Source organism: Kineosporia sp. NBRC 101731 (assembly GCF_030269305.1).
Taxonomy (GTDB): Bacteria; Actinomycetota; Actinomycetes; order Actinomycetales; family Kineosporiaceae; genus Kineosporia.
Genome location: NZ_BSTC01000012.1, coordinates 175,006 through 200,683 on the forward strand (window position 1 = coordinate 175,006; position 25,678 = coordinate 200,683).

Sequence of the window (25,678 nt, forward strand, 5' to 3'; positions counted from 1 at the left end):
GCGACGATGACCGACACTTCGGCCGGCTCGACCACGCGACGGATCGGCCCGGTGCTCGGGCTGCTGGCGTTCGCGCAGCTGATCATCTCGATCGACTACAACATCGTGTACGTGGCGCTTCCGCGCATCGGCTCGGACCTGGACTTCTCCCCGGCCACCCTGCAATGGGTGATCAGCGCCTACGCGGTCGCCTTCGGCGGCTTCCTGCTGCTCGGCGGGCGGGCCAGCGACCTGCTGGGCAAGCGCCGGATGTTCGTCGCCGGCCTGGCCACCTATGCGGTCTCCTCCCTGATCGGCGCCGTGGCCTTCGAGCCGTGGCTGCTGCTCGCGGGCCGGGCACTGCAGGGGGTGGGCGGGGCACTACTGTTCCCGGCCACGCTGGCGCTGATCTTCGGTACCTTCGCCGAAGGGCGCGAACGCAACCTGGCCCTGTCGGTCTGGGCCGCCACCGGGGCCAGCGGCATGGTCGTGGGTTCCCTGCTGGGTGGCCTGCTGGTGGAGTGGTTCGGCTGGTCGGCGGTGTTCTCCGTGAACGTACCGTTGGCCGCCGGGGCCCTGATCGCGGCCTTCGGGCTGATCGACCCCGACACCCCTCAGGAGCGGCGGCGCACCTTCGACGCCCCCGGCGCCCTCACCGCGACCGCCGGGGTGACGCTGGTGATCGTCACCCTGGTGCAGGGACCGGTGTCCGGCTGGACATCACCGGTGGTGCTCGGCTCGCTCGTGGCCGGGGTGCTGCTGCTGGTGGCGTTCACCGTGATCGAGCAGCGCAGCCCCGAGCCGCTGCTGCCCTTCCGGCTGTTCCACAACCGCAACCTGGGCACCGGCGTGAGCGTGACCTTCCTGTTCATGGCGACTTTCGGCACCCTTCTGTATTTCCTCACCGAGTACTTCCAGAGCGTGCACGGCTACAGCGCCCTGCGCACCGGACTGGCCCTGGTACCGCCGATGATCGCCGGGTTCTGCGGGTCGATCGCCGGCGGACGGCTGGCCAGCCGGTTCGGGATCCGGCCGACCATCACGACCGCGCTGCTGGTCGGCGCGGCCGGCATCGTCGGTATGGTCGTCTTCATGTCGCCCGAGGCGTCTTACCTCGAGATCCTTCCCGGCCTGCTGGTTCTCAGCATCTGCCAGGGCGTGGTCTTCGCCACCATGTTCGCTGCCGCCGCCGTGGGACTGCCCTGGCAGGATCAGGGAATCGGATCGGGGATCGTGTCGACGGGCCAGCAGATCGGCTCGGCCGTGGGTCTGGCCGTGCTGGTGGGCATCGCCAACCGGATCAGTGGCGTCACCGAGGCCACCGACGCGGTGTCGGCGCAGGACCTCACCGAGGGAATGAGGACCAGCATCCTGATCATCGTGGCCGGAGTCCTCCTGACGGCGGCGATCGCCCTGAACTTCCGTACCGACCTCCCCGCCGGCGACACCACTGCTGCGCCGGACGATACCCCGGCGCAGCCGCACGAGCACGACAGCGTCTCAGGTGGTGAGCGGCCGACCACCGTCGAGGCGCTCGATCAGAGGGCTCGTCTGCGGAACCAGAACGACACGGCGGCCACCTAGTTCACCGGCCTCCAGACTCCGGTGCACCTGCGCCGCGGAGCTCAGTGGACGCAGTTCCACGCTCCGCGGCCGCAGCGTTCCGGCGGCCAGAAGACGACTGATCTCCCTCGCCCCGTCGGATAATTCGTCGACGGTAGCGTGGGAGATGACGAAACCGATCACGCTGGCGTCGTTCATGTAGAGCTGACCGACCGGCAGAACGGGCAGGGCGCCCGCCCCGGCCAGCAGCACGATCCGGCCGCGGCGCGCGAGAAGCGCCACGGATGTGGGTAGGTCGTTCTGCCCGGAGGTGTCGATCACCACGTCCACCCGGCCGGCCCAGGTACCCATCAGGTAGCCCGCCCCGTCCGGATCGCGGTAGTCCAGAGCCACCGAAGCGCCCAGCGAGCGGCAGTATCCGAGATCGGCAGCCGAGGACGTCGAGATGACCGTGGCCCCGGCATCACGAGCGATCACGATCGCCGCCGCACCCACGTTGCCACCGCCTCCGTGCACGAGAACAGTTTCCCCAGAACGAATTCGCGCCCATCGGTGGAGCGCCAGCCACGACGTGACACCCGGATGCACCGACGCCACCAGGTCCTGCGGGGCCACGCCGGGAGGAGCCGGGTAGAGCCGGTCGGCGGGCACCAGAGCCTCTTCCGCGGCCGCCCCCTGTCGCCCGTCATGCCCCAGGCTGTTGCTCCACACCATCTGACCGTGCCTGAAACGAGATACCCCGTCGCCGATTTCCACCACCGTCCCCACCAGGTCCCGGCCCACGACGAAGGGCATGGGAAGCTTCGTACGGAACCGGCCCGACCGGACGAACGTGTCCACGTTGTTCACCGCGCTGGCCAGGACCTGGACCCGAACTGTTCCGGGAATGACCACCGGGTTAACTGTTTCGCGATAAATGATGCCGTCCGCCGAACCGGTCGTGTCGATCATGGCCGCGCGCATGGATCCCCCATGTTGACTTCGGGAACTACGGAGAAGGAGCCCGGATACCCGCGGAAGGGGGCCTACCGGAACGAACCTGACAGACTAGATGCCCGAAGTTAGCAACGTGAAAAATCAGCGTCAATGATCCTGGTATGGCGAAAACAACGACCGACAAGCATTTGTTCGAGGCTTCCGCCGAGATCGAGATCGCCGCGCTCCGCGAGATCGTCTACGCCGTCGTCACCGACCTGCCGCGCTCGGGGGAATGGAGTACCGAATGCCGCGGCGGCGAGTGGATCGAGGGCGCACCGGCCACCACCGGATCGGTATTCCGGGGTCACAACGAGCGCAGTCCCGACGTGGTCGCGTGGGCACCGGTCGTGCGTGGCGAATGGTCTACCGAGGCTGAGGTGGTGGCCGCCGACGCACCGTCCTTGTTCTCCTGGGCCATGCGCACCCGGTCCGGTCAGGCCCAGGACAGCATCTGGACCTACGAGCTGCTGGAGAACGGCCCGAAAACGATTCTGCGGCACCAGTTCCGGATGGGTGAGGCGACCGAGGGCATCCGTGGCATCGTGGCCGACCTCGACCAGGACGGCCGTGACCGGTTCTTCCGCGAGTGGGGGGTCAAGATCGAGCAGGACATGGCCGCGACGGTGCGTCGGATCAAGGCCGTGGTCGAGGCGGCGGGCAGATGATCCTCCAGCGCGTGGGCAACGCAGGCATCGGCCTGGGCACCTTGTTCGACCGGGCCGCGCGGCGGCACCCGGCCAACATCCTGGTGCTGGACCATGATCTCGATGTCGCCCCGGAACTGGGCCGTCGGCTCACCATCACCGAGGTCGCCGACCTGGTGGCCGACATCGCCTCCCGCCTGTGGGCCGCCGGCGTACGCCCGGGCGAGCGGATCGTGGTCTACAAGAACGACTGCTTCGACATCCCGCTGATCGCCTTCGCGGCCAACCGGATCGGCGCGGTGCCGGTGCTGCTGTCCCCGAAGCTGCCCGGTGACGTGGTATCTCAACTACTGGCCCGGATCGAGAACGCCTACCTGTGCACCGACCAGGTCAAGCTGGAGCAGGAACTGCCGGAGACGGTGGGCCGGCTGACCCGCCAGATCCTGCTGACCTCAGGCCGGCACCCGGGTGCGGTGGACCTGCGCTCACTACGTCATGCACCGCGGGTGGAGCCGGTGGCCACCTCCCCCGACCACCCGGCCCTGGTGACGCACACCTCCGGGACGACCGGCCTGCCGAAACTGGCGGTCCACACCAGCCGTACGTTCGAGGCACGGTACCGGCCGCAGGCCGCGGTCGCCTCCCTGGTGCGCAAGCGCCGACCCGTCGCCATGCACGTGTCCTTCGTGCACTCCCGTCTGGTCACAGCGGTGGCCATCGCCGCCCTGCGCGGATTCCCGATCGTGGTCCTGCGTGAGGACGAACCGGAGCACGTGGCAGAGATCTTCGCCCGGATCCGGCCTGGGGTGCTGGAGGCGCACCCCAACACGTTCGTGAAGTGGGAACGGCTCGCCGCGGACCCGCGCCGCCCGCTGGCGTCGGTGAAATATTTCAGCAGCACGTTCGATGCCATCCATCCCCGCACCGTGCACCGCCTGCTCCACGCGTCCGGGCACCGGTTCCCGGTGTTCGGCCAGCTCTACGGCCAGAGCGAGGTGGGTCCCGTGGTGGCCCGCGCCTTCACCCGTCGGCGCCGGCTCTCGGCCAAGGGCGGGCGGTGCGTGGGGCGCACCTTCCCGGGCATGACCAGCGCGCGGGTGGTCTCGCGGGACGGGCAGGCAGTTTCGGCGGACAACCCCGGGTACATCGAGGTTCGCACCGACGGGCGGGTTCTCACGTACTTGGGAGAGGACGAACGGTACGCCGGGCAGCTGGACGGCGGCTGGTGGCGGATGGGCGATCTGGGCTACCGCACCCGCTCGGGCCGTATCTACCTGCTGGACCGCGAGGTCGACGTGATCCCCGGCTTCGGCAGCACCCTGGCCGCCGAGGACGTGCTCTTCGCCGGCCTGGACGACCTCGAGGAAGTGGTGATCGTGCCCGGCCGGGACGGGCGGGCGGTGCCGGTGGTCTGCACGGTGGACGACCGCCGGCTGGACCCGGAGGCCTGGCGGGCAGTGACGGCGAACCTACCCCCGATGGCCGAGCCGGTGCACCTGCGCCTCGAACAGCTGCCGCAGACCGCCACCACCAAGATCAAGCGCCTGGAACTGGCGCGCAGCCTCGGCCAGGAGCACTCCTGATGCACGTCGTCGTGGTCGGCGGCGGCATCGGCGGGCTGGCCACGGCGATCGGCGTCGCCGCCCTCGGCCACCGGATCACCGTCCTGGAACGCAGCCCGGAGTTCAGCGAACTGGGCGCCGGGATCCAGATCGCGCCCAACGGTCTGCACGCCCTGGATCGTCTGGGGGTCGGCGACCTGGTGCGCCGGCGTGCGGTGCGGATCGAGGAACTGCGTTTCATGGACGGCCTGAGCGGAGCAGCCGTGGCCCGGATGCCCCTCACCGGGCAATACCAAGAACGTTTCGGGCAGCCCTATCTCGTGGTGCACCGCGGTGAGCTGCACACCGCCCTGCTGCAGCGCTGCCGGCAGAACCGGCTGATCACCCTGCGCGCGGGGTGCCCGGTCACCGGCTACCGGCACGAGCAGGACCGGCGGGCCCAGGTGCGGGTCCAGCTGGCCGACGGCGGTGACGTGGAGGGCGATGTGGTGATCGGCGCCGACGGCGTGCGCTCGACGGTACGCCGCCAGCTGCTCGACGACGGAGAGCCCTTGGTCTCGGGCATCACCGTGTACCGCTCGATCGTACCGCGCGACGAGGTCCCCGACCGGTTGTGGAACAGCGCCGTGACCTGGTGGGCCGGTCCCGGGCGGCATTTCGTTCACTACCCGATCGCCGGCGGCGACTACCTGAACCTGGCGCCCAGCCATCAAGACGGCGCCAGCACCGCCGTCTCCGGGGTCCCCGTGGAGGCTTCCCGAGTCACCTCGATCTTCGCGGAGTTCGCCCCGCAGGCCCGGGAACTGCTGGAACTGGGCCGGGACTGGCGCTCCTGGGTGCTGGTCGACCGGGACCCGCAGGCGACCTGGTGCGACGGCCAGGTGGCTTTGCTGGGTGATGCGGCCCATCCGATGCTGCACTACGCCGCCCAGGGCGCATGCCAGGCACTGGAGGACGTGGTGGTGCTCAGCGATCATCTGGCACGCCTGGGGCCAGACCCCGGCCCGGAACCCTTACGGACCGCGCTGCGACGGTATGCCGAGGGCAGAAAGCGCCGCACCGCAGCCATCACTCGGGCCGCCCGTCGCAGTACCGAGCTGTGGCATGCGGCCGGCGAGGCGGCCACGGCCCGCAACGACCTGCTGGCAAGGATGTCCGTACAGGAACTTCACGACGGTGTGGCCTGGATGCACGGAACCACCGAGTTCGACCAGGAGGTACCGGCTGTCCCGGAGTTCCTGGTCGGGACAGGCGCCTAATCGAACAAATCGCACTAATTGTTTCGAAAGGGTGGCGGAAGTGACAATTTTCGACCAGGCTGATGCCTGATCAATCGATGACTCCGGGGGGAAGTTCGATGAACGTCAGGCTTGCCGTGGTGGTTTACTCGGCGACCGGAAACACCCATCTGCTCGGGGCGGCCGCCGCCGAGGCCGGCCAGAAGGCCGGGGCCCAGGTGCGTCTGCGGGTGATCCCCGATCTGGTCGAGCATCCGCCGACCACCGACGAGGAGGCCTCGACGTCGCACCGCGAGCGCATCGCCCACGTGCCGCACGCCAGTGTGGACGATCTCGTCTGGGCCGACGCCATCATGGTCGGCACACCGGTGCGGTTCGGGCTGCCGGCAGCACCGGTGCTGCACTTCGTCGACACCACGGCCAAACCGTCCATCGCCGGGCAGCTCGACCGTAAGGTGGTCTCGGTGTTCACCTCGGGCTCGGCACCGCACGGTGGGCAGGTCAGCGCGATCCTGGCGCTGCACAACGCCTTCTGCCACTGGGGGGCGCTGATCGTCTCCAGCGGGTCGACCGAGCCGCTGCTGTTCCGCCCGGCCAACGGCAACCCGTACGGCGCGAGCAATGTCTCCCGCAACGAGCCGGGCAACGTCGATCCGGACAACCTGGGGGCCGCGGAGTTTCTGGCCCGCCGCACGGTGGGCATCGCGCGCGCCCTGGTGCAGGGCGATCGGCCCGCCCAGACCTGAGCGGTCGCACTCGCAGACCTGGTCCGAGAACACCGACACCACGCCTCCCGACGGCCCTTACGGCCGGGAGCGCGCCCTTCTGCCTGCCAGGAGTCATCTGTGTCCGACGTCAGCACCCTGAACCCGGCCGTGCCCGTGCACCGGGCCGGCCACCGCTCCAGAAACCCGCACCATCCCGATCCGCGCACCGACGGCCGATCCCGCCGCGGCGGGCAGTCCCCCTGGAACGGGACCACCGACCCGGCCACGTTCCGCCAGTTGATGGACGAGCTCGGCGCCCTGCCCACCCGGCAACAGCCGCTGTGGCCCGACCCGGACGTCCTGCACTCGGTGCACCGGGAACTGCTGGAGCGCGCCCCTCTGGTGCGCCCGGCCGAGGTGGACCTGCTCAGCTCGCACCTGAGCCGGGTGGCCGCCGGGCGGGTGCACGTACTGCAGGCCGGGGACTGTGCCGAAGATCCCGAGCAGTCCTCCCCCACCCACGTCATCCGCAAGGCAGGCCTGCTGGACACCCTGGCCGGGGCGCTGCGGATGAGCACCGGTAAGCCCGTGGTGCGGGTCGGGCGGATCGCCGGCCAGTATGTCAAACCCCGTTCCCAGACCAGCGAGAACGTCCAGGGCACAGAACTTCCGGTGTTCCGCGGGCACATGGTCAACTCCCCCCTGCCGGGCCTGCTGCACCGCCTGCCCGACCCCCGGCGGATACTGCTGTGCCACGACGCCGCGGCGGGGGTGATGCAGGCCCTGCGCTCACAGCTACCGCACGGCGCCGGGGTCGACTCCCCGGTGTGGACCAGCCATGAGGCCCTGCTGCTGGACTACGAGGTGCCCGCCCTGCGCCGGCTCGACGACGGCCGGCTGCTGCTGACCTCCACCCATTGGCCGTGGATCGGCGAGCGCACCCGGCACCCCGACGGGGCACACGTGGAATTGCTCTCCCGGGTGGCCAATCCCGTGGCCTGCAAGGTGGGCCCACAGATGTCGGCCGCCGAGCTACTGACCCTGTGCGAACGTCTGGACCCGAGGCGCCGTCCCGGCCGACTCACCCTGATCGCGCGGATCGGGGCCGACCTGGCCGGCAGCCGACTGCCCGACCTGGTGAAAGTGGTTCGGGAAGAGGGCTATCCGGTGATCTGGATGTGCGACCCGATGCACGGCAACACCATCTCCTCACCCCGCGGACGCAAGACGCGTCTGATTACGTCGCTGATCGAGGAGGTGCGCCAGTTCCGCCGCGCGGTGGAGGAGAACGGCGGCGCGGCGGGCGGGCTGCATCTGGAAGCCACTCCCGACGCCGTCACCGAATGCGTGGCCGACGCGGCACATCTGGCCGCGGTCGACGCGCCGGACGCCGCCTACCTGACCGCCTGCGACCCCCGACTGAGCATGTCCCAAGCGCTTTCCGTCATCTCGGCCTGGGAGAACTGATGACAACCATGACCGACAGCCCGTTCCGGGCCCGGTCCGCGTTCGTCACCGGGGCGGCCGGTGGCATCGGATCCGTGGTCGCGCAAACCCTGGCCGCCCTCGGCACCCGGGTGGCGGCGGTGGACCACGACGCCGATCGGCTCGAGGAATTCGTCGGCGGCCTGACCTCGCAAGGCTTGTGGGTGGAGGCCCTGCAGGCCGACCTGACCGACGCCAAGCAGGTCGAGCACGTGGTGTCAGAGGCCGAGCGTCGGCTGGGACCGACCGACTACCTGGTCAACGGGGCCGGGGTGCTGCACCTGGGGCAGGCCCACGGTCTGACCGACGATGAGTGGGCCCACACGTTCGACGTGAACGTCACCGGCACCTTCCACGTCTGCCGGGCGGTGGTGAACCGGATGCTCACCCGACGGCGCGGTGCCGTGGTCACCATCGCCTCCAATGCCGCGCAGACCCCGCGTACCGGCATGGCCGCCTACGCGGCCTCGAAGGCAGCGGCGGCCATGTACACCAAGTGCCTGGGGCTGGAGGTCGCCGGGCACGGGATCCGCTGCAACGTGGTTGCCCCGGGCTCCACCCACACCCCGATGCTGACCGGCATGTGGCACGACGAATCCGGTCGCCAGGAGACACTGGGCGGGCGGCTGGACACCTATCGACTCGGCATCCCGCTGGGGAAACTGGCTCTCCCGCAAGACATCGCGGAGGCCGTGGTCTTCCTGCTCTCCGACCGGGCCGGCCACATCACACTCCAGACCCTGACCGTCGACGGCGGCGCCACCCTGGGCGTCTGAACGTCCGGCCACGAGGAGAAAACTGTGCGAAGCATTGCCCCGATCCAGCCCTATCCCCTCCCCTCGGAGGGCGACCTTCCGACCAATGTGGCTACCTGGCAAGTCGATCCGGCGCGGGCGGTATTGCTGGTACACGACCTGCAGCACTTCTTCCTGCGGCCGTTCCCCAGGCCGCTGCGCGACCAGCTCCTGGCCCGGGCCGGTGAGCTGCTGGCCTGGGCGCGCGGTCACGGGGTGCAGGTGGCCTACAGCCTGCAGCCGGGCGCGATGACGCCGCAGCAACGCGGCCTGCTCGCCGACGTGTGGGGGCCGGGCATGAGCGCGCGGCCCGACGATCGGGGCGTGCCCGCTCCGATCGCACCACGCGAGGACGACTGGCAGCTCACGAAATGGCGCTACAGCGCGTTCGTCCGTTCCGGTCTGCGCGAGCAGATCCAGGCGTCCGGCCGCGACCAGCTGGTGGTGTGCGGGGTGTACGCCCACGTGGGGGTGCTGATGACGTTGGCCGATGCCTTCCAGCACGACGTGCAGACGTTCCTGGTCGCCGACGCCACCGGTGACTTCTCCCTCCGGGATCACCGTCTGGCCCTGGACTACGCGGCCAGTGCCTGTGCGGTAGTCACCACCACGAAACGGGTCGCGCCATGAGTGATCTTCTGGACACCGTGCTGGCGGACACCGGTTCACCCTTCGCCCTCTTGCACCGGCCTGGCGGGCATCCTGCGGGTGCCGGGGTGCTGGAGGTCCTGACCGGGTCCTTCAGCGGGCACGAACGGCTGGCCGAGGTGCCGCAGGCGCCGCGAGTGCTGGTCCTGGTGCCCTTCCGGCAGGTCACCGAGCGCGGGTTCACAGCGCTGGAGGACGACGCGCAGTTGCTGGCCATGCCGGTGCAGGGGTACGCCGAGGTGGATCTGGACATGGCTCTGCGCCGGCTGCCGGACCAGCCGGTCAAGCTGCGCCGGGCCGGTTTCGACACCGATGACGAAAGCTACCGGCATCTGGTGGCCTCGGTACTGAAGAACGAGATCGGCGCTGGTGAGGGCGCAAACTTCGTCATCAAGCGCTCCTTCGAGGCCGATCTGGAGGGGTACTCCCCCGCCCAGGCGCTGTCGTTCTTCCGGCGGCTGCTGGAGAACGAGAAGGGCTCCTACTGGACGTTTCTGGTGCACACCGGCGACCGGACCCTGGTGGGAGCCAGTCCCGAACAGCACGTGGCGCTGCGGCACGGCACGGTCTCGATGAACCCGATCAGCGGCACGTACCGCTATCCACGCAGCGGGCCCAGCCTGGAAGGGCTGCTGCATTTCCTCGGCGACCGCAAGGAGACCGAGGAGCTGTACATGGTGCTGGACGAGGAACTCAAGATGATGGCCCGCATCTGTCCGGGCGGCGGACGGGTGGCCGGGCCGTTCCTGCGCGAGATGGCGCAGCTGGCCCATACCGAGTACCTGATCCACGGGCACAGCAACGGCGATCCGCGCGACATCCTGCGCGAGACGCTACTGGCGCCCACCGTCACCGGCAGCCCGCTGCAGAACGCGTGCGAGGTGATCGCCCGTTACGAGACCCGCGGTCGCGGCTACTACAGCGGTGTGCTGGGCCTGATCGAGCGCGAGCCCGACGGCGCGGCGGCCCTGGACTCCACCATCCTGATCCGCACCAGCGACATCGACGCGTCCGGGCACCTACGCCTGGACGTGGGCGCCACGCTGGTGCGCCATTCCGACCCGGACGCCGAGGTGGCCGAGACGGTGGCCAAGGCGGCCGGGCCGCTGGCCGCCCTGGACGGGCGCCCGGCGCAGCGGTTCTCGGCCCATCCCAGCGTCACCAGCGCCTTGGCCGGACGCAACAGCGACATCGCGGCCTTCTGGCTGTCCGGGGCGGCGCCCGAGGAGCACATCGGCAGCCTGTCCGGGGCCCGAGTCCTGGTGATCGACGCGGAGGACACCTTCACCGCGATGCTGGCCCAGCAGTTGCGCTTCCTGGGTCTGGAGGTGGACCTGGTGCCGCATCACCGGGCCGCTCCGTTGGACGCGCATGACCTGGTCATTCTAGGGCCGGGGCCGGGCGACCCCCGCGATCGCACGGACGCCCGGATCGGGCGTCTGCACGAGGCAACCGAGCACCTCCTGACCGCGCGGCGACCGTTCCTGGCCGTCTGCCTGAGCCATCAGGTACTCGGGCTCGGCCTGGGCCTGCCGGTGCGTCGGCGGGACACACCCAGCCAGGGACTCCAGCGCCACGTCGAGGTGTTCGGCCGGGCCGAGAAGGTGGGTTTCTACAACGCGTTCGCGGTCTTCTCCGATCACGCGGCCTTCACCCACCGGCAGGCCGGGCCGGTGCGCGTGGACCGCGACACGGTGACCGGGGAGGTCCACGCGATGCAGGGCGAGTTGTTCGCGTCCATGCAGTTCCACCCCGAATCGGTACTCACCCGGGACGGGGTACGCATCCTGGGCAGCGTGGTGGGACGCCTGCTGGACCGGATGCCCAGCCAGGGGGGTGTGCGGTGATCACCACCCACCTGGAGTCGGGCGTCGCTCTTTCCCTGGGGATCCTGGGAACCGGCAGTCACCTGCCCGCGCGGGTGGTCAAGAATGACGAGATCGCCCCCGCGGCGGGGGTGGACGACGCCTGGATCACCCTCAAGACAGGGATTCAGTCCCGGCACTGGGTGGATCCGCACGAGGCCACCTCCGACCTTGCGGTGGCGGCCGCCCGGGCCGCCCTGGAGGACGCCGGGCTCGAGGCGCCCGACGTTTCCCTGGTCGTGGTGGCCACCTCCACACCGGACGTGCCGCAGCCGGCCACGGCCGCGCTGGTCGCCAACGCCCTGGGGACCCGGCCGGGCACGGCCGCGTTCGACCTGAACGCGGTGTGCAGCAGTTGGGTGCTGGCCCTGTCGGCGGCCCAGGGCCTGCTGGCCGGGGCCCGGCGGCCGGGGCCGGCCCTGGTCATCGGGGCTGACGTCTACTCCCGCATCCTCGATCCCACCGACCGGCGCACCGTGGCGCTGTTCGGAGACGGCGCCGGGGCGGTGGTGCTGGGTGCCTCCCGGCACCGCCGTCAGGTGGCCAGCCGGCTGGCCGGTTTCAGCTCCGCGCACGACCTGATCACCGTGCCGGCCGGAGGTAGCCGGCGACCGGCCTCGGTGCAGACCCTGGAACGTGGGGAGCACTACTTCACCATGCGCGGGCGGGATGTGCGCACGTTCGTCGAGGAATCGGTGGCCCCTGCGATCACCGCGTTCCTCGGGGAACTGGGCCTGAAGGCCGCTGCGGTGGCCCACTTCGTGCCGCACCAGGCCAATGGCCCGATGATCGAGAAATTGGGCGGCCTGGCGGGTTTCCGACCCGACCAGATCCGTTCGTACCTGGCCGACACCGGTAACACCGGCGCCGCGTCCCTGCCTGTCGCCCTGGACCGGCTGGCCCGGTCCGGGCGCCCGGCCCCCGGCGACCTGGTGCTGCTGGCCGGGTTCGGCGGCGGGATGAGCCTCGGCCTGACCCTGCTGCGCTGGTGAGGACCGGCAGCCCCTGCGACGGAGGAGAACCGTGGACCAGAGAACGATCGACGCCTACCTGGCCCGCATCGGCGCCCGGCGACCGGCCCGGCCCGATCTGGAGAGCCTGCGCCACCTTCAGGAACGGCACGTGCTGTCGGTGCCGTTCGAGAACCTGGGGTACCACCTGGACGAGCCCATCCACCTGGACGAGAAGGTGCTCACCAAGATCGTCACAGAGCATCGCGGCGGTGGCTGCTACGAGGTCAACCCCGCGCTCGGGTTGTTGCTGCAGGCCCTGGGCTACCAGGTCGATCTGCTGCCCGGGCGGGTCTACCGCGGAGGCGCGCTCGGCCCACCGTTCTGCCACCTGGCCCTGCGGGTGCACTTGGAGGACGAGGACTGGCTGGTGGACGCCGGTTTCGGCCGCAACAGCCGCCGGCCGCTGCGCATCGTCGAACCGGCCCCGCAGTCGGACCCGCACGGGGAGTACCTGCTCAGCCCCACCCAGGACGGCGGCGGCCTGGAGGTGCGGCGAAACGGCGAGCCGCTGTACCAGCTCGATTTGCACCCGGCCCGGCCCGCGGACTTCGGCCCTACGCTCTGGTGGTGGCGCACCAGCCCGCAGTCGCCGTTCCTGCAGGACCTGTTCTGCACCCTGGCCACCCCGCAGGGCCGGGTCACGCTGAAGGGCAGCACCCTGGTCCGGCTGGAGGAAGGTCGGCGCGTGGTGGAGGAACTGCCCGACGAGACCGCCGTACTGGCCGCCTACAAGCAGCACTTCGGCATCCACCTGGACCGGGCCCCGGTGGCCCCCCTGGTCGCGGCCGACGTCACCGGCCCGGTCGGGATCCAGGCATGAGCGCCCACCGGCCCCACGATCTGCCCGCCGTGTTCGCGGCGGCGTTCAACAGCGGCGACCAGGCGCGGCTGGAGCCGCTGTACGAGCCGACAGCGATCCTCGTGCCCCAGCCGGGTCTGGTCCTGAGCGGTGAGCAGCGCCGGGCTGGCACCGCCGCCGTCCTGGGCCGCGGCCTGCCGATCACCACCACCCTGCGGCACGTGCTGGCCGGTCCCGATATTGCGCTGCTGATCAGCGATTTCCGGTTCGACGGCACCGGGCCGAACGGGCAGGCGAACCACGCCCGCGGGGTCGCCACCGACGTCGCCCGGCGCGCGCCCGACGGCACCTGGCGATACGTCATCAGCTGGCCCCAGGAAGACCCGGAACGCCCCGGTCATCCCGCCCTCGACATCCGGCAGGTTCAAGCATGAACATTCCCCCGATCCTCCTGACCCCGCACGACCAGCAACCCGACCCCGGTGAGTTCGTCCGGGCGACGATGCGGTGGCACTTCTCCCCCGAGACCGGTTCACCGTTCTGGCTGGAACGAGCCCCGTCGCTGGATTTCGACCCGCTGCGCGACATCCGCGAGTACGCCGACCTCCAGCGCTTTCCCGACCTCACCGGCGACCTGCGCACCGCCCGGGTGGAGGACCTGATCCCCCGGGGCCTGGGCCGGTCCCCCGAGATCATCGGGATCTACGAGAGCGGCGGCACCACTGGTGGCCCCAAACGCGTTGTTCTGATGCAGCTTTGGCTGGACCAGCTGCTGGCCTGGAGCAGCGACCAGCTCGACCGCCACGGCATTCCCCAGGGCGTGAACTGGCTCAACGCCGTACCCACCGGGCCCCACATGGTGGGCGAGGTGATCGCCCGGCAGGCCGCCCGCCGCGGCGGACTCTCCTTCTCCGTCGACCTGGACCCCCGCTGGGTGAAACACCTGATCAGCTCGGGCGATCGCGAGGGCGCCGGCCGGTATGCCGAGCACCTGGTCGATCAGCTGGGGTACGTCTTGGAGAGCCAGGACGTCGGCGTGCTGATGATCACCCCGCCGGTGCTGGAACGCCTGACCCGCCGGGACGACCTGGTCAAGCTGGTCCGCGAAAAGGTCCGGGCGATCAACTGGGTGGGCACCCACATGGATGCCGACACCCGTGACCTCTACCGCCAGGAGATCTTTCCCGAGGTGGTCCTCTACAGCGGGTACGGAAGCACGATGATTCTCGGCAACGCCGGTGAGCGCCCCGGCCTGGGCGACGACGACCCGTGCGTGTACGACCCTTTCTCGCCCTACTTCACGCTGTCGGTGGTGGACCCGCACACGGGCCGACCCGTCGCTCATGGCGAACGCGGGCAAGTGATCATGCATCATCTGAGCGCCTGCGCGCTCCTGCCCAACAACCGCGAACGCGACAGCGCCATCCGGATACCCGCTCTGCCGGGGCAACTGGGCGACTCGGTGGCCGACGTGGCGCCGCTGACCCAGGAGGACGGCGGTCAGGACGTGGTGGAGGGGGTGTACTGATGGCCCCGACCCTCACGCCGGCCACCACCGGAGACCTGGCGATGATCGACGCCATGGGCCCCGGCCGGGATTATTACCGCACCCGGCAGCGGCTGACGGTGAACGATGTCGCAGGCGCCCCCCTGGCCCAGCTGAGCCTGGTCCCGCCGCTGTACGTGGGGCGCGCGCTGGAGGCGCTGCGACGGACACGCCCGCTGCCGCAGGACGAACGGATCGCCGCGATGGCCCGGGCGGCGGATGTGTTCGAGCAGGCCACGGTGGCGGGACTGGACCCGGTGCGGTACCGCGAGATCGTCTCCCGGGTCTCGGGGGTTCCGGTCACGGTCGTCGACAACGCCGTGAACTCGATCGCCGAGGTGCTGCGCGGCATCGCCGAGAACGGGTTCGAGGCGCGGCCCCAGGGCGCGGTCGGGCACTGGCGCGACCCGCGCACCCGGGCGGCCGAGTCCGGACGGGCGGTCTGGACCCGCCGGGGCGAGGTGCTCGCCGTGCACGCGGCCGGCAACCATCCAGGTCCGCACGGGCTGTGGCCGGAGGCCCTGGCGCTGGGTTACCGGGTGGCGGTGCGCCCCTCCCAGCGCGAGCCGTTCACCGGGCACCGGCTGATCACGGCCCTGCGGAGCAGTGGTTTCGACTCCGACCAGGTGATCTTCCTGCCCACCGACCACGCCGGGGCCGGGCAGATCCTGGAGCGGGCCGACCTGGGAATGGTTTACGGCGGTGACGAGGTGGTGAGGAAGTACGCCTGGGACACACGGGTGCTGCCGCAGGGTCCGGGCCGGGCCAAGATCCTGATCACAGCCGAGCAGGACTGGCGCGAACACCTCGACACCATCGTCACCTCGGTGGCCGGCGAGGCCGGTGTGGCCTGCATCAACGCGACCGCCCTGCTGGTCGAGGGCGACCCCCGGCCGCTGGCCGGGGCGATCGCCGAGCGACTGGCGCACCTGCCGTCGCTGCCGCCACAGCATCCGTCGGCCGCCCTGCCGGTGCAGCCGCTGGCCCAGGCCCGGGCCCTGGAGCAGTACCTGCAGCGGGCCGCCCGGGATGCCGAGCCGGTCCTCGGGGGCGAGGGCATTGTGCACGAGCTGGGCGACGGCAGCGCCGTGCTCCGGCCGGCCGTCCATCTGGTGGGAAACTCCCGGGACCCCCGGCTGGGTATCGAATTACCGTTTCCCTGCGTCTGGGTGGCTCCGTGGAGCCGGGCCGATCCGCTCGTGCCCCTGCAGCACTCGCTGGTCCTGACCGCGATCACGACCGACGAGGACCTGATCGGCGATCTGGTCGACGATCCGACGATCGCCAACGTGCACGTCGGTGACCATCCGACGCACTGGATGCGGCCGGGGGTGCCGCACGATTCGTACCTGGGTGAGTTCCTGATGCGCACCAAGACCGTCATCAGGGAGTGAGAGTCCGGGAGAGCCGTCCGCTCTCCCGGTTCGGTTGCGATGTAGGGGGGAGACCGATGCGCCACGCCTCGTTGGCGGAGCCTGGGACGCAAGCTGAGGAGCAGGGGGAGGTAGAGGACATCTGTGCGCCCTTGTTCAGTTCACTTCCCCGCCGCGACCAGCGGGTCAAGGCAACGAACTACGTGCGCGGGCTGCTGCGCGCCCGAGGGCGCAAGTCGGTGCGCAACATCGCCCAGGTCCTGGGCCCCGACGCCAGCGAGCAGAGCCTGCACCACTTCGTCAGCGAGTCCACCTGGGACTGGTGGCCGGTGCGGCACGCCCTGGCCCGGCGCAGTACCGAGCACGGTCTGACATCGGCCTGGGTGCTCCAGCCGATGGTGGTGGAGAAGGCCGGCACCCACACGGTCGGGGTGACCCGGCGTTTCGACGCAGCGTCTGGGCGCACCATGAATCTGCAGAGCTCGTACGGGGTCTGGGCAGCCTCACCGCGGGGCAACATCCCGGTCAGCTGGCGCCTGCAGCTGCCGGAGGAATGGACGGGCAACCAGGAGCGGCGGCGGCAGGCGGCTGTCCCGCCCGAGGCGGCCACGGAGGGTCTCGAGGAGTGCGCGGTCCGGGCCTGCCTGGAACTGGCCGCACACCAGGGGCACCCGGCCCGACCCCTGGTGGCCGACGCCCGCGCCATGGACGTGGTGGCCCTGGTCCGGCTGCTGGAATCGGCGGGGCGGCCGTTCCTGGTAAGGGTGCCCGACTGCACCCCGGTCCTCGCCCCGGCGCCCTTCCTGAGCGGGCAGCCGGTCGGAGCCCCCTCTCTCCGGCCGGCTGCCATCAGACCGGTGGAACTGATCAGCGCCACCGTGCGATCGCTGAGACGACCGGTTGTCTGGCACGATCCGGCCGGCCCTAGACAGATGCGCACCAGCATCGTCAGCACTGTGCCGGTGCGTGCCGATCCCCGGGACGAGCCCGGCAACGGCCCCCTGCACCTGGTCTCGACGGGCTCGACCCTCGCCCCCGGACCGGCCGAGCACTGGCTGACCAACCTGCCCAGCCACGTCCCGGGAGACCTGTCGCGGCTCCTGCACCTCACCGGCCTGCTGGCCCAGGTGGCCCAGGACGCGAGCACCATCACCGAGAGGGTCGGCATCCGCGACTACACCGGTCGCTCGTTCGGCGGCTGGCACCGGCACATGACCCTGGCGTCCGTGGCGCACGCCGTGATCATGGCCCGGCGCCCGTCCTCACCCCAGGCCCGGATCCGCGCCCGGGTGTGACCCGCTCAGACCGGGTCGTGGTACGGCCCGAACTTCTCGTGCCCGATCACGCTGAGCAGTTCCAGGCGGGAGAGGGCGTCCGAACCGGGCACCGGAGTGAAGATCAGCAGGCGCCGGTCGTCCGAGGGGGTCAGCAAGGTCTGGCACTCCAGGTCGATCGGCCCCAGCAGGTCGTGCTGCACCCGCATCCGGCTGCGCATCCGCACGCCGACCTCGTGCCGCTCCCAGAACGCGGCGAACTCGGTGCTCGCTGCACTCAGGCGCTCGATCAGCCCTCGGGCCACCGGGTCGGGTCCGGAGGCCGCCCGCCGGGCCAACGCGGCCCGCAGATCGGCCACGTGGATGCGGCTCATCTCCTCCCACTCCTGAGGCGGATAGGCCTGGCGCACCCGTGGATCGGTGAACCACCGCCAGATGATGTTGCGGTCTTCGTCGGACACCGTGCAGACGCACCCGAAAAGCGCTTCCGCCACCGGATTCTGCGCCAGCAGGTCACCCAGGTCGTTCAGCACCTGAGCAGGGGTTCCGGTCAGGTGGTCGAGCAGGTAGAGCAGGCCCGGCTCGACGTGGCGCCCGCTCGGCGGGCCCACCATCGGCGACTGCCCCGCCAGCAGGAACAGGTGGTCCCGCTCGTCGCGGTTCAGCCTCAGCGCACCGGCCAGCGAGGTGAGCAGCTGCGCCGAGGGCTGCGGGCCACGGGCCTGTTCCAGACGCATGTAGTAGTCGGGCGACATCCCGGCCAGCAGGGCTACCTCCTCCCGGCGCAGACCCGGAGTACGGCGGTTCGACCCGGGGCCCAGACCTACGTCGCCGGGCTGGAGGCGGTCGCGACTGCGACGCAGAAAGTCAGCCAGATCCTTCCGGTTGATATGCACCGGTGCATTCTCCCCCGACCGGCCCCCACCGAACCACGGATCACGAATCCTAGGCAGAACGCTCCGCTGTGCAAGCGTCTTGCCGGCCACCAGCATGGAAAGCCGCGGGCCGGACGGCCCGGCATCCACGACGAGGGGAGTCCGTGATGAAGGCGGTGCGCTACGACCACTTCGGTGACGTCGATGTGCTGTATCTGGCCGAACTGGAGCGGCCGGTTCCCGGCCCGGGACAGGTGCTCGTGGAGGTCCGGGCGACCGCCGTCAACCCGGGCGAGGGGGTGATCCGGCTAGGGCTTCTGGCCGACAAGTTCCCCTCCACCTTCCCCTCCGGACAGGGCAGCGACTTCGCCGGCGTCGTCGTCGCGACGGGCCCGGACGCGGGATCGTTCGAGCCGGGCGACGAGGTGTTCGGCTACACCCACGACCGGGCCGGCCACGCCGAGTTCGTCCTGGCTCCGATCGACGCGGTCGTCGCCAAGCCGCAGGCCCTGTCCTGGAACGTGGCGGGGTCGCTGTACGTGGCGGGCACCGCGGCGTACGCCTCGGTGGAGGCGGTCGGGCCCGGTCCCGGCGACGTGGTGGTGGTCTCGGGTGCCACCGGCGGCGTGGGTTCCATCGCCGGGCAGCTGGCCAGGCATCGCGGGGCCACCGTGATCGGCCTGGCCAGCGAACGCAACCACGGCTGGCTCACCGACCACGGCATCGTGCCGGTCGCCTACGGCGAGGGTGAAGCGGCCCGCATTCAGGCCGCCGCCGACGGGCCGATCACCGCGTTCATCGACACCTACGGCCACGGGTACGTCGACCTGGCACTGGACCTGGGCGTCGCCGCCGAGCGGATCAACACCGTGATCGACTTCGCGGCGGCCGGCCGACACAGGGTCAACGCGAAGGGCAACGAATCGGCCACCAGCCCCGAGATCCTCGCCGAACTGGGTGACCTGGCCACCAAAGGTGTTATTGAAGTCCCCATCTCGGCGGTCTATCCGCTGTCCGAGGTGGCCCGCGCCTTCCAGGAGGTCGAGAAGCGACACACCCTGGGCAAAATCGTGCTGCAGCCCTGATCCGCCTTCGCGGCCACATCGTCCAGCGACATAACCTATTCCTGCAGCAGGGATCCGGCCCGAGTCCATCGACGATGGATTCGGGCTCTGGGTTTGGGCTGTGGATACTCACTCGGCTCCGGCGCAGGATGCTGCAACCGGCCCCGCGTCGGCGCCACCCGTCATCGATGGCTCGAAACGGCGGGCTGCGGCAGTAAGACCCCCCGTTCAGGGCCGCTCATGAAGGAACCAGGTATTGACGTGAGACAAGATCCAGGCCAGGTCGATCTCAGATATATCGATGTTCCCGGCCAGAGACAGTTGCTGGTAGGCCAGATTCAAGGCATCCGGCCCGAACTCCGGACGCCGTGTGGCCACGAACTGCATCATCGTTCCCCACGACGCGACGATCTCGGCGCCCCACTTCTCGTGCCATTGCCGCAGAGCTGCGGCCAGCACCGCCTTGTTCTCTTCCCCGAAGTAGTCCAGCCAGGCCATCGACAGCCAGGCACTGGTGGTCGGTAGCAGCGCGAATTGCGCGCGTTGGGGTACGTACCATCCCAGGGCCTCGGGCTTCTGCGGCGAGCTGGCACTGCGAAACCGGGTGGCCAGAGGTGCATCACCGGTGATCCGATCGAGCAGGTGACGCTGCAGCGCCTCCGAGGTCGCCACAGACGGCAGGCCCGGCAGGACCTCACGCGCTGCAGCCTCGACGTCCCACTCCGGGCCCATGGGCCAGAAATCGAGGAAGGACTTCACCTGATCCAGATCGACCGGCTCCTCAGGCTCGGCACCCCTCCACCGGTTCCTCTCACGCCACGGGTCCAGTTCCCGTGAGGCAGTCTCCAGTTCGGCCAGCTCCGCCGAATCCACCTCCCCGAACCAGTTCACATCTTCCTCACCGTCAACCGCGACCGCGCGCCGGCCGGTCAGCGACATGACCCCTCGTGCCGCCCTCCAGCCGGTGAGCACATCGCTGGGATCGGGCCATTCGACCAACAGCACGTCATCGGAGTCCGGGTCCTGCATGACCGGCATTCCTTCCAACGCCGTTCCCCGGAACGCGGCCATGATCTCGCCAGGATCGTTCATCACCTGATGATCATGTCAGTTGGCCATTCCCCCGGGCCGCCCGCCGGAAGGGCACCCCGGGGTGGACTTCCGGCCGACTACGACGTCGGGCTGTTCACCTGGCTGAAGGCCTGAACGACACCCCGCAGGTATTTCAGGACGGTGGCGCGCTCGCTCTCGCTGAGCCCTTCGTCCAGGGCGGACAGCCCAGCCAGCATCGGCATCAACTGACGCTCGATCGCACCGCGCCCGCTCGAGGTGAGATGCACCTCCGTGCGCCGGCGATCGGTGGGGTGGGGGCGGCGTTCGACGTGTCCGCGACCTTCCAGTCGGTCGACGACGCCGGTCGAGGCAGCCGTACTGACATGCAGGAGCCGGGCCAGTTCACCGGGAGACGACGGGGTGAGCGACAGGTGCTCCAGTGCACCGAGCTCAGTCTCGGTCAGGCCGAGTTGCTGGATCACTTTGCGCCGCACCTCGAGAGCGGCGACGACCAGGTCCTGGACGGCATCGGTGGTCGCCGGATTGACCAAGGGATCGTTCACTGGCAAAGTCTCTCACGTTCTTAGCAACTAGCCGACTGAGCTACGTTGCTGGTTGGCATCTCGCTCGATGGGATTTCTCGTGTCTTCAGGCATTGACCTTACGGTAGGTCCCCCAGGGCTGCGGGGTGGGCGCGATCAGCACTGGGTCAACCGGTTCCTGACGCGGCGACTCGCCCCACTCGTCGCCCTCATCCCGATCGTGCTGGCGGTGCTGGCCATCGTGGGAGTCGGCGACGGCGAGCGCTCGGCGCGGTCGACCGACGCCCTTCCTTCCGGTTCGGCCAGCGCGAAGGCAACACAGCTGCTGGACGGCCTCCCCGACCGGGACAACTCCGCGGTCGTGCTGTTCCAGGCGTCCTCCGGGCAGTTGTCGAAAGCGACGCTGCAGGAGCTGAGGGACCTGTCCGTGCGTTGGGGCGTCCCCGACGCGGCGGGTGTCACGCTCGCGGAGGACGGCACTGCCGCACTCGCGCTGGTTCCGCTGCGCACGACGACCGAGGCCGAGCAGATCGTCGAGGTCAAGGCGTTGCGCGCCGATCTTGCGCAACAGACCCCTGACGGCGTCGAGGCCGGAGTGACCGGACCGGCCGCGGTGGCCACCGACCTGGACGCCGTTTTCGACGGCGCCAACACCCGCCTTCTCGGCGCGACGGCTCTCGTGGTGGCTCTGCTGCTGGTCGTCACCTACCGCAGCCCCGTACTGTGGACCATCCCGCTCGTGGTCATCGGCGTGGCCGACCGTCTGGCGGCGGTCATCGCGACCCAGATCATGGCCGCCGTCGACGTTGCTTTCGACGATGCGACCACCTCCATCCTGTCCATCCTGGTGTTCGGTGCCGGGACGGACTACGCGCTGCTACTGATCTCGCGCTACCGCACCGAACTCGGGAACTACGCATCCCGCTATGAAGCCATGGCGATCGCGCTGAGGCGTACTGCCGAGGCAGTGCTGACCAGCGCGGCCACCGTCGTACTCGGAGTCCTCACCCTCGTGCTCTCGTTGACCCCCAGCACCCGGGCCCTGGGAGTTGCCTCGGCCATCGGGATCGCGGTCGCCTCGGCCTTCGTCCTCGTCGTGCTGCCCGCAGCGCTGGTGTGTTGCGGGCGCTGGGTGTTCTGGCCGCGGGTTCCCCGGTTCACTCCGGTCGACCCGAATAGCGCTGACGTGCCGGACCGCTCGGTGTGGGCCCGGGTCAGCCGACTGGTGTCGCTCCGGCCCAAGAGCATCGTGGTCGGTTGTCTGCTACTGGTTGTGGTTGCCTCGACCGGGCTTTCCGGCATCAGCCTCGGCCTTGACGGCGCCGAGGCGTTCAAGGAGGCACCCGAGGCGGTCGTCACCGCCGAGCGTCTCGGTGAGTCGTTCCCGGCCGGAACCTCCGATCCGGTCCAGATCCTGACCAAGGACAATGCGGAGACGATCGCGCAGAGGGCGCAGCAGATCGATGGGGTCGAGTCCGTCGCGATCACTCAGCAGGCCGGCGGCGTCGGTCTGATCGAGGTCGTGCTACAAGCCGCACCCGGCTCGGACGAGGCGAAGAACGCGGTCAACGCCCTGCGATCCGATCTGGACCCGTACTCGGAAACTTTCGTGGGCGGAACAGAAGCCCTGGCGATCGATCGGTCGGACGCTACTCAGCGAGACCTGCTCCTCATCGTCCCCACGCTGGTGACACTGGTGATCCTGGTCCTGGCCGGGTTGCTGCGTTCCCTCCTGGCACCGGTCATCCTGGTCGGAACCGTGGTCGCCACCTATGCGGCCGCGTTGGGGGCCTCGTGGTGGATCTTCACCGGCATCCTTGGCTACGAAGGACTCGAAACCAACGTTCCACTCATTGCTTTCGTCTTCCTGGTGGCCCTGGGCATCGACTACAACATTTTCCTGGTCACCCGGGCCCGTGAAGAGACCGCCGCGAGAGGGTCGCGCCAGGGGATGCTGCACGCTCTGTCGGTAACCGGCGGAGTCATCACCAGCGCAGGCATTCTGCTGGCCGCGGTCTTTACCGTCCTGGGGCTGCTCCCGTCGGTGGGCCTGGCCGAGATCGGTGTGGTCATCTGCGTCGGAGTGCTGCTGGACACCTTCGTCATCCGCACCGTGCTCGTACCCGCCATCGCTATCCTGCTCGGAGACCGCTTCTGGTGGCCGCGCCGCCCGGTGCAGCAGGGCTGATCAGAGCACTCACCGGGGGTCCTGGGGCCTACGCGCCAGGACCCACCGGGGATGTCCCGCCCGGTCTTGAAGCCAAGTCCCCCGTCATGAGCGCGAACACCATCAGCCGGGCCGAACTCGACGACCCGGTTGACAGCAGCACGACGTCCCGGTCCGGACCTCCCGGCGCAGCTGGCTCCCCAGTTCGGCGTGCTGGCCCTCGATCCGGTCGAGGGCCCGGCGGATGGCCTTCGCCACCGCGGTGCGGGCCCGCTCGCCGGGACCGGGCGTCCCGGATTGTCGAACAGCACCGCGAGGTGCGCCATGCCGACCGAGTTCTCCACCTCAACCAACGCTTCTCCCAGCCTCAGCCGCCAGAACCGGCCCCTCCTCGCGCATTTCACCGTGTTCGCGGGCAAAAAAGGCGGTGCACCAACGAGATTGTCGGCGGGCAGCGGCATCCCGAGCTCCCCGGCCAGGGCTGTGGCCCACTCGCGATGTACCCCGGTCTCGTACAGGTCGTAGGGCCGCCCTCGGGTCTCCAGCGCCGCCGCGAGCCGCCACCGGGTCAGAGCCAGGGCCGGGCGGTGGCCGAGGGCCAGGTTGTCGCAGACCGCGTCGTGCAGGTGGTCGATGGCCCGGTCGGCGTCCTGGGCATGCAGTGCAGCGGCACCGAGCACATCGGAGGCCGAGCCGAAACACGCCACCGCGAGGGAGGCCATCACCGGCAGCCGGGCGTGCGGGGTCAGCTCGGTGGCACAGCGGGCCACCAGGTCGCAGTCGTCCACCCACTGCCCGGCACGGATCGCGTGGTGCAGGGTGAGAAGCCGGGTGCTGTTGTCAGGCAATTCTTCCGGGGCACCCAGACGCGCCAGCGCACCGGCGGTCAGCACCCGGTCGCCGGCTCCGGCCGCGGCCACCGCCAGGGCGGCGAAGTGCTCAGCTGCAGGCAAGAAGCCATGTGGAACCGCCAAAGGACACAGAGATGCTGACGCTGCGAGACTTGGAGGAGGGTGCATCACATACGATGATAGGTAGTCGAACGTCCTCGACCACCCTGCTGACTGACCAGCCCCAGGTTGGCCATGGCCCGCAGCGCTTTTCGAAGAGTTGCTCCCGCCAGTCCGAGGGCATCTTCCAATTCCTTGACCGTGGACATGCGCTCCAGCGCTTCGTAGATCCGCTGTTGCGTGGGTGTCAAGGATGTTCCGCTCTTTTTACGGACGTCTGACCGTGTGAGAAGAGCCGTGAACCGGATCGCCGCATCGAAGAACTTGGCCGGCGGCAAGCCGGCCTCGGACAGCGAAGAACCAACGATGGGGAGGCCGCTGGCAAGCGCCTCGATCACGCGAGCGCCGGTGTCGGGTGTCCTGACGTGTTGACAAATGGCAACGAGCCTTGCATTTCGTGCTGACGTGACGCCTTCACGGCCCAAGCGATCTGCGGTAATGCCATACAGGCCACCGGGATTGCTCACCACGAGTCGGTCACGGCGTAGCCGGACCTCGACGGACAGACCTTCGGACCAGTTGTCCAGGTCACGATGCACCAGCGCATTGGCAATGAGCTCCCGGAAGGCCACGAGTGGGTACTCAGGTTGGTCCACCACCATCCCGCCGGCCTCAGTAGTGATCACGCTGTCAAAAGCTCTTCGTGCCCATGCCATCGCCTCGTCAAGCATGCGCGGGATCGGGCCCGTGATCGTCATCTGGTTGCGCGCCCGTACCCCGATGGGATCATCGGGCCTGGATTCAGCTGCAGCCTGGATCACATAGCGGGGAAAGAACTGCTGAGGATACACACCGAGAGCCAGGAGGCCCGCCACACTGGGCTGTCCTCCGTCCAGAGCGACTCCCGCTCGCCGCAGCAGTTCCTCATTTGATCGAAAGCGCCCTAAGCCAGACGGGTCTCGATCCCGCACGGCCCGAATGAACGAGGAGAGCAACTCCTCGTCCAGATCCTCACGAGTGGCCCCCTCAACGGGTCGGCGATCGAAGTGAGGCAAAGTGCGAGCCGCGAGGAACCCCTGTTCCTCCACCTGGGACAGCTCAAAATCGCCGTCATAGCTGCGCAGGTAGGCCTTGCCTGTTGCGGCTACACGACACGGTTTGGACGACGGATCGCATTCGTGAACACGAGCTATCACCACCGGTTGACCATGGACGGTGCCGTCACCGATGGCGAGCTGGACCGGCGGCACCAAGGACCGCGACTTGCTCACCAGCCCTTGCTTGAGCTGCTGAACGGAGCTGAGGCCAACAGGAGCAAAATCAGCTCGCTCGTCCAGTCCCAGGATGATGGTGCCACCACCGGGCAGGTTTGCCAGTGCACTCAACGACGGGGTCAGCGAGTCCGGCAGCCCGCCAGCGGCCGCCTTGACCTCAACATCGGTAGTGTCCTCGCCCGCGGCGCGCAGCCGGGCGACCAGAGCCATGATTCACGGTGTCCGAGGGGTGAGTTGGGGCTCAAGTACAGGTCGGGACTGTCGCAAGAGTTCACCGTGACCTGA

At 69.4% G+C, this 25,678-nt stretch carries 22 protein-coding genes; 17 read left to right on the forward strand and 5 right to left on the reverse strand.

From position 1 onward, the window contains the following. The first annotated feature begins 6 nt into the window (after positions 1-6). A complete protein-coding gene (locus QSK05_RS27890; RefSeq protein ID WP_285600327.1) occupies positions 7-1,563 on the forward strand; it encodes an MFS transporter in 1,557 nt (518 codons plus the stop codon). On the opposite strand, the gene QSK05_RS27895 is transcribed toward QSK05_RS27890, so the two are convergent. After that, on the reverse strand, positions 1,480-2,493 hold the full coding sequence (locus QSK05_RS27895; RefSeq protein ID WP_285600328.1) for an NADPH:quinone reductase: 1,014 nt from the start codon (positions 2,491-2,493) through the stop codon (positions 1,480-1,482). The two genes, QSK05_RS27890 and QSK05_RS27895, sit on opposite strands and share 84 nt — an antisense overlap. 146 nt (positions 2,494-2,639) lie before the next feature. Here QSK05_RS27895 and QSK05_RS27900 point away from each other — a divergent pair, with 146 nt between their 5' ends. From QSK05_RS27900 to QSK05_RS27965, 14 genes are all read left to right on the forward strand, one after another. Then, a complete protein-coding gene (locus QSK05_RS27900; protein WP_285600329.1) occupies positions 2,640-3,185 on the forward strand; it encodes an SRPBCC family protein in 546 nt (181 codons plus the stop codon). After that, positions 3,182-4,747: a class I adenylate-forming enzyme family protein gene (locus QSK05_RS27905; protein WP_352302850.1), complete on the forward strand. Its 1,566-nt coding sequence runs from the start codon at positions 3,182-3,184 to the stop codon at positions 4,745-4,747. Before QSK05_RS27900 ends, QSK05_RS27905 begins: the two co-directional genes overlap by 4 nt. Continuing rightward, complete coding sequence (locus QSK05_RS27910) at positions 4,744-5,985, forward strand: FAD-dependent monooxygenase (RefSeq protein ID WP_352302889.1); 1,242 nt, start codon at positions 4,744-4,746, stop codon at positions 5,983-5,985. Before QSK05_RS27905 ends, QSK05_RS27910 begins: the two co-directional genes overlap by 4 nt. 98 nt (positions 5,986-6,083) lie before the next feature. Then, positions 6,084-6,710, forward strand: a complete 627-nt coding sequence (locus QSK05_RS27915) for a flavodoxin family protein (protein ID WP_285600332.1) — start codon at positions 6,084-6,086, stop codon at positions 6,708-6,710. A gap of 99 nt (positions 6,711-6,809) precedes the next feature. Further along, positions 6,810-8,138 (forward strand): 3-deoxy-7-phosphoheptulonate synthase, encoded by a 1,329-nt coding sequence (locus QSK05_RS27920; RefSeq protein ID WP_285600333.1) that lies wholly within the window; start codon positions 6,810-6,812, stop codon positions 8,136-8,138. Next, complete coding sequence (locus QSK05_RS27925; RefSeq protein WP_285600334.1) at positions 8,138-8,932, forward strand: 2,3-dihydro-2,3-dihydroxybenzoate dehydrogenase; 795 nt, start codon at positions 8,138-8,140, stop codon at positions 8,930-8,932. Before QSK05_RS27920 ends, QSK05_RS27925 begins: the two co-directional genes overlap by 1 nt. A gap of 24 nt (positions 8,933-8,956) precedes the next feature. After that, on the forward strand, positions 8,957-9,580 hold the full coding sequence (locus tag QSK05_RS27930) for an isochorismatase family protein (RefSeq protein ID WP_285600335.1): 624 nt from the start codon (positions 8,957-8,959) through the stop codon (positions 9,578-9,580). Further along, positions 9,577-11,445, forward strand: a complete 1,869-nt coding sequence (locus tag QSK05_RS27935) for an anthranilate synthase family protein (RefSeq protein WP_285600336.1) — start codon at positions 9,577-9,579, stop codon at positions 11,443-11,445. Before QSK05_RS27930 ends, QSK05_RS27935 begins: the two co-directional genes overlap by 4 nt. Continuing rightward, positions 11,442-12,455: a 3-oxoacyl-ACP synthase III family protein gene (locus QSK05_RS27940; protein ID WP_285600337.1), complete on the forward strand. Its 1,014-nt coding sequence runs from the start codon at positions 11,442-11,444 to the stop codon at positions 12,453-12,455. Before QSK05_RS27935 ends, QSK05_RS27940 begins: the two co-directional genes overlap by 4 nt. A gap of 31 nt (positions 12,456-12,486) precedes the next feature. Then, on the forward strand, positions 12,487-13,296 hold the full coding sequence (locus QSK05_RS27945) for an arylamine N-acetyltransferase family protein (protein ID WP_285600338.1): 810 nt from the start codon (positions 12,487-12,489) through the stop codon (positions 13,294-13,296). Beyond that, on the forward strand, positions 13,293-13,709 hold the full coding sequence (locus QSK05_RS27950; RefSeq protein WP_285600339.1) for a YybH family protein: 417 nt from the start codon (positions 13,293-13,295) through the stop codon (positions 13,707-13,709). Before QSK05_RS27945 ends, QSK05_RS27950 begins: the two co-directional genes overlap by 4 nt. Beyond that, complete coding sequence (locus QSK05_RS27955; RefSeq protein WP_285600340.1) at positions 13,706-14,803, forward strand: acyl-CoA synthetase family protein; 1,098 nt, start codon at positions 13,706-13,708, stop codon at positions 14,801-14,803. Before QSK05_RS27950 ends, QSK05_RS27955 begins: the two co-directional genes overlap by 4 nt. Then, positions 14,803-16,215, forward strand: a complete 1,413-nt coding sequence (locus tag QSK05_RS27960) for an aldehyde dehydrogenase family protein (protein WP_285600341.1) — start codon at positions 14,803-14,805, stop codon at positions 16,213-16,215. Before QSK05_RS27955 ends, QSK05_RS27960 begins: the two co-directional genes overlap by 1 nt. Before the next feature lie 56 nt (positions 16,216-16,271). Continuing rightward, positions 16,272-17,489: an IS701 family transposase gene (locus QSK05_RS27965; protein WP_502879827.1), complete on the forward strand. Its 1,218-nt coding sequence runs from the start codon at positions 16,272-16,274 to the stop codon at positions 17,487-17,489. A gap of 5 nt (positions 17,490-17,494) precedes the next feature. On the opposite strand, the gene QSK05_RS27970 is transcribed toward QSK05_RS27965, so the two are convergent. After that, on the reverse strand, positions 17,495-18,364 hold the full coding sequence (locus QSK05_RS27970; RefSeq protein WP_285600343.1) for a helix-turn-helix transcriptional regulator: 870 nt from the start codon (positions 18,362-18,364) through the stop codon (positions 17,495-17,497). A 143-nt stretch (positions 18,365-18,507) separates the two neighbouring features. Between QSK05_RS27970 and QSK05_RS27975 the strand changes: the two genes are divergently transcribed. Then, positions 18,508-19,428 (forward strand): NADP-dependent oxidoreductase, encoded by a 921-nt coding sequence (locus QSK05_RS27975; RefSeq protein ID WP_352302858.1) that lies wholly within the window; start codon positions 18,508-18,510, stop codon positions 19,426-19,428. Positions 19,429-19,635: 207 nt separating this feature from the next. Here QSK05_RS27975 and QSK05_RS27980 read toward each other — a convergent pair whose 3' ends face one another. Continuing rightward, entirely contained in the window at positions 19,636-20,499 is an 864-nt protein-coding gene (locus tag QSK05_RS27980) for a DUF4253 domain-containing protein (protein WP_285600345.1), read from the reverse strand. A 77-nt stretch (positions 20,500-20,576) separates the two neighbouring features. Beyond that, positions 20,577-21,023: a MarR family winged helix-turn-helix transcriptional regulator gene (locus QSK05_RS27985; RefSeq protein ID WP_285600346.1), complete on the reverse strand. Its 447-nt coding sequence runs from the start codon at positions 21,021-21,023 to the stop codon at positions 20,577-20,579. A gap of 79 nt (positions 21,024-21,102) precedes the next feature. Here QSK05_RS27985 and QSK05_RS27990 point away from each other — a divergent pair, with 79 nt between their 5' ends. Then, positions 21,103-23,190, forward strand: a complete 2,088-nt coding sequence (locus QSK05_RS27990; protein ID WP_285600347.1) for an MMPL family transporter — start codon at positions 21,103-21,105, stop codon at positions 23,188-23,190. Positions 23,191-24,187: 997 nt separating this feature from the next. On the opposite strand, the gene QSK05_RS27995 is transcribed toward QSK05_RS27990, so the two are convergent. Further along, entirely contained in the window at positions 24,188-25,603 is a 1,416-nt protein-coding gene (locus tag QSK05_RS27995) for an ATP-binding protein (RefSeq protein WP_285600348.1), read from the reverse strand. Positions 25,604-25,678 lie beyond the last annotated feature (75 nt).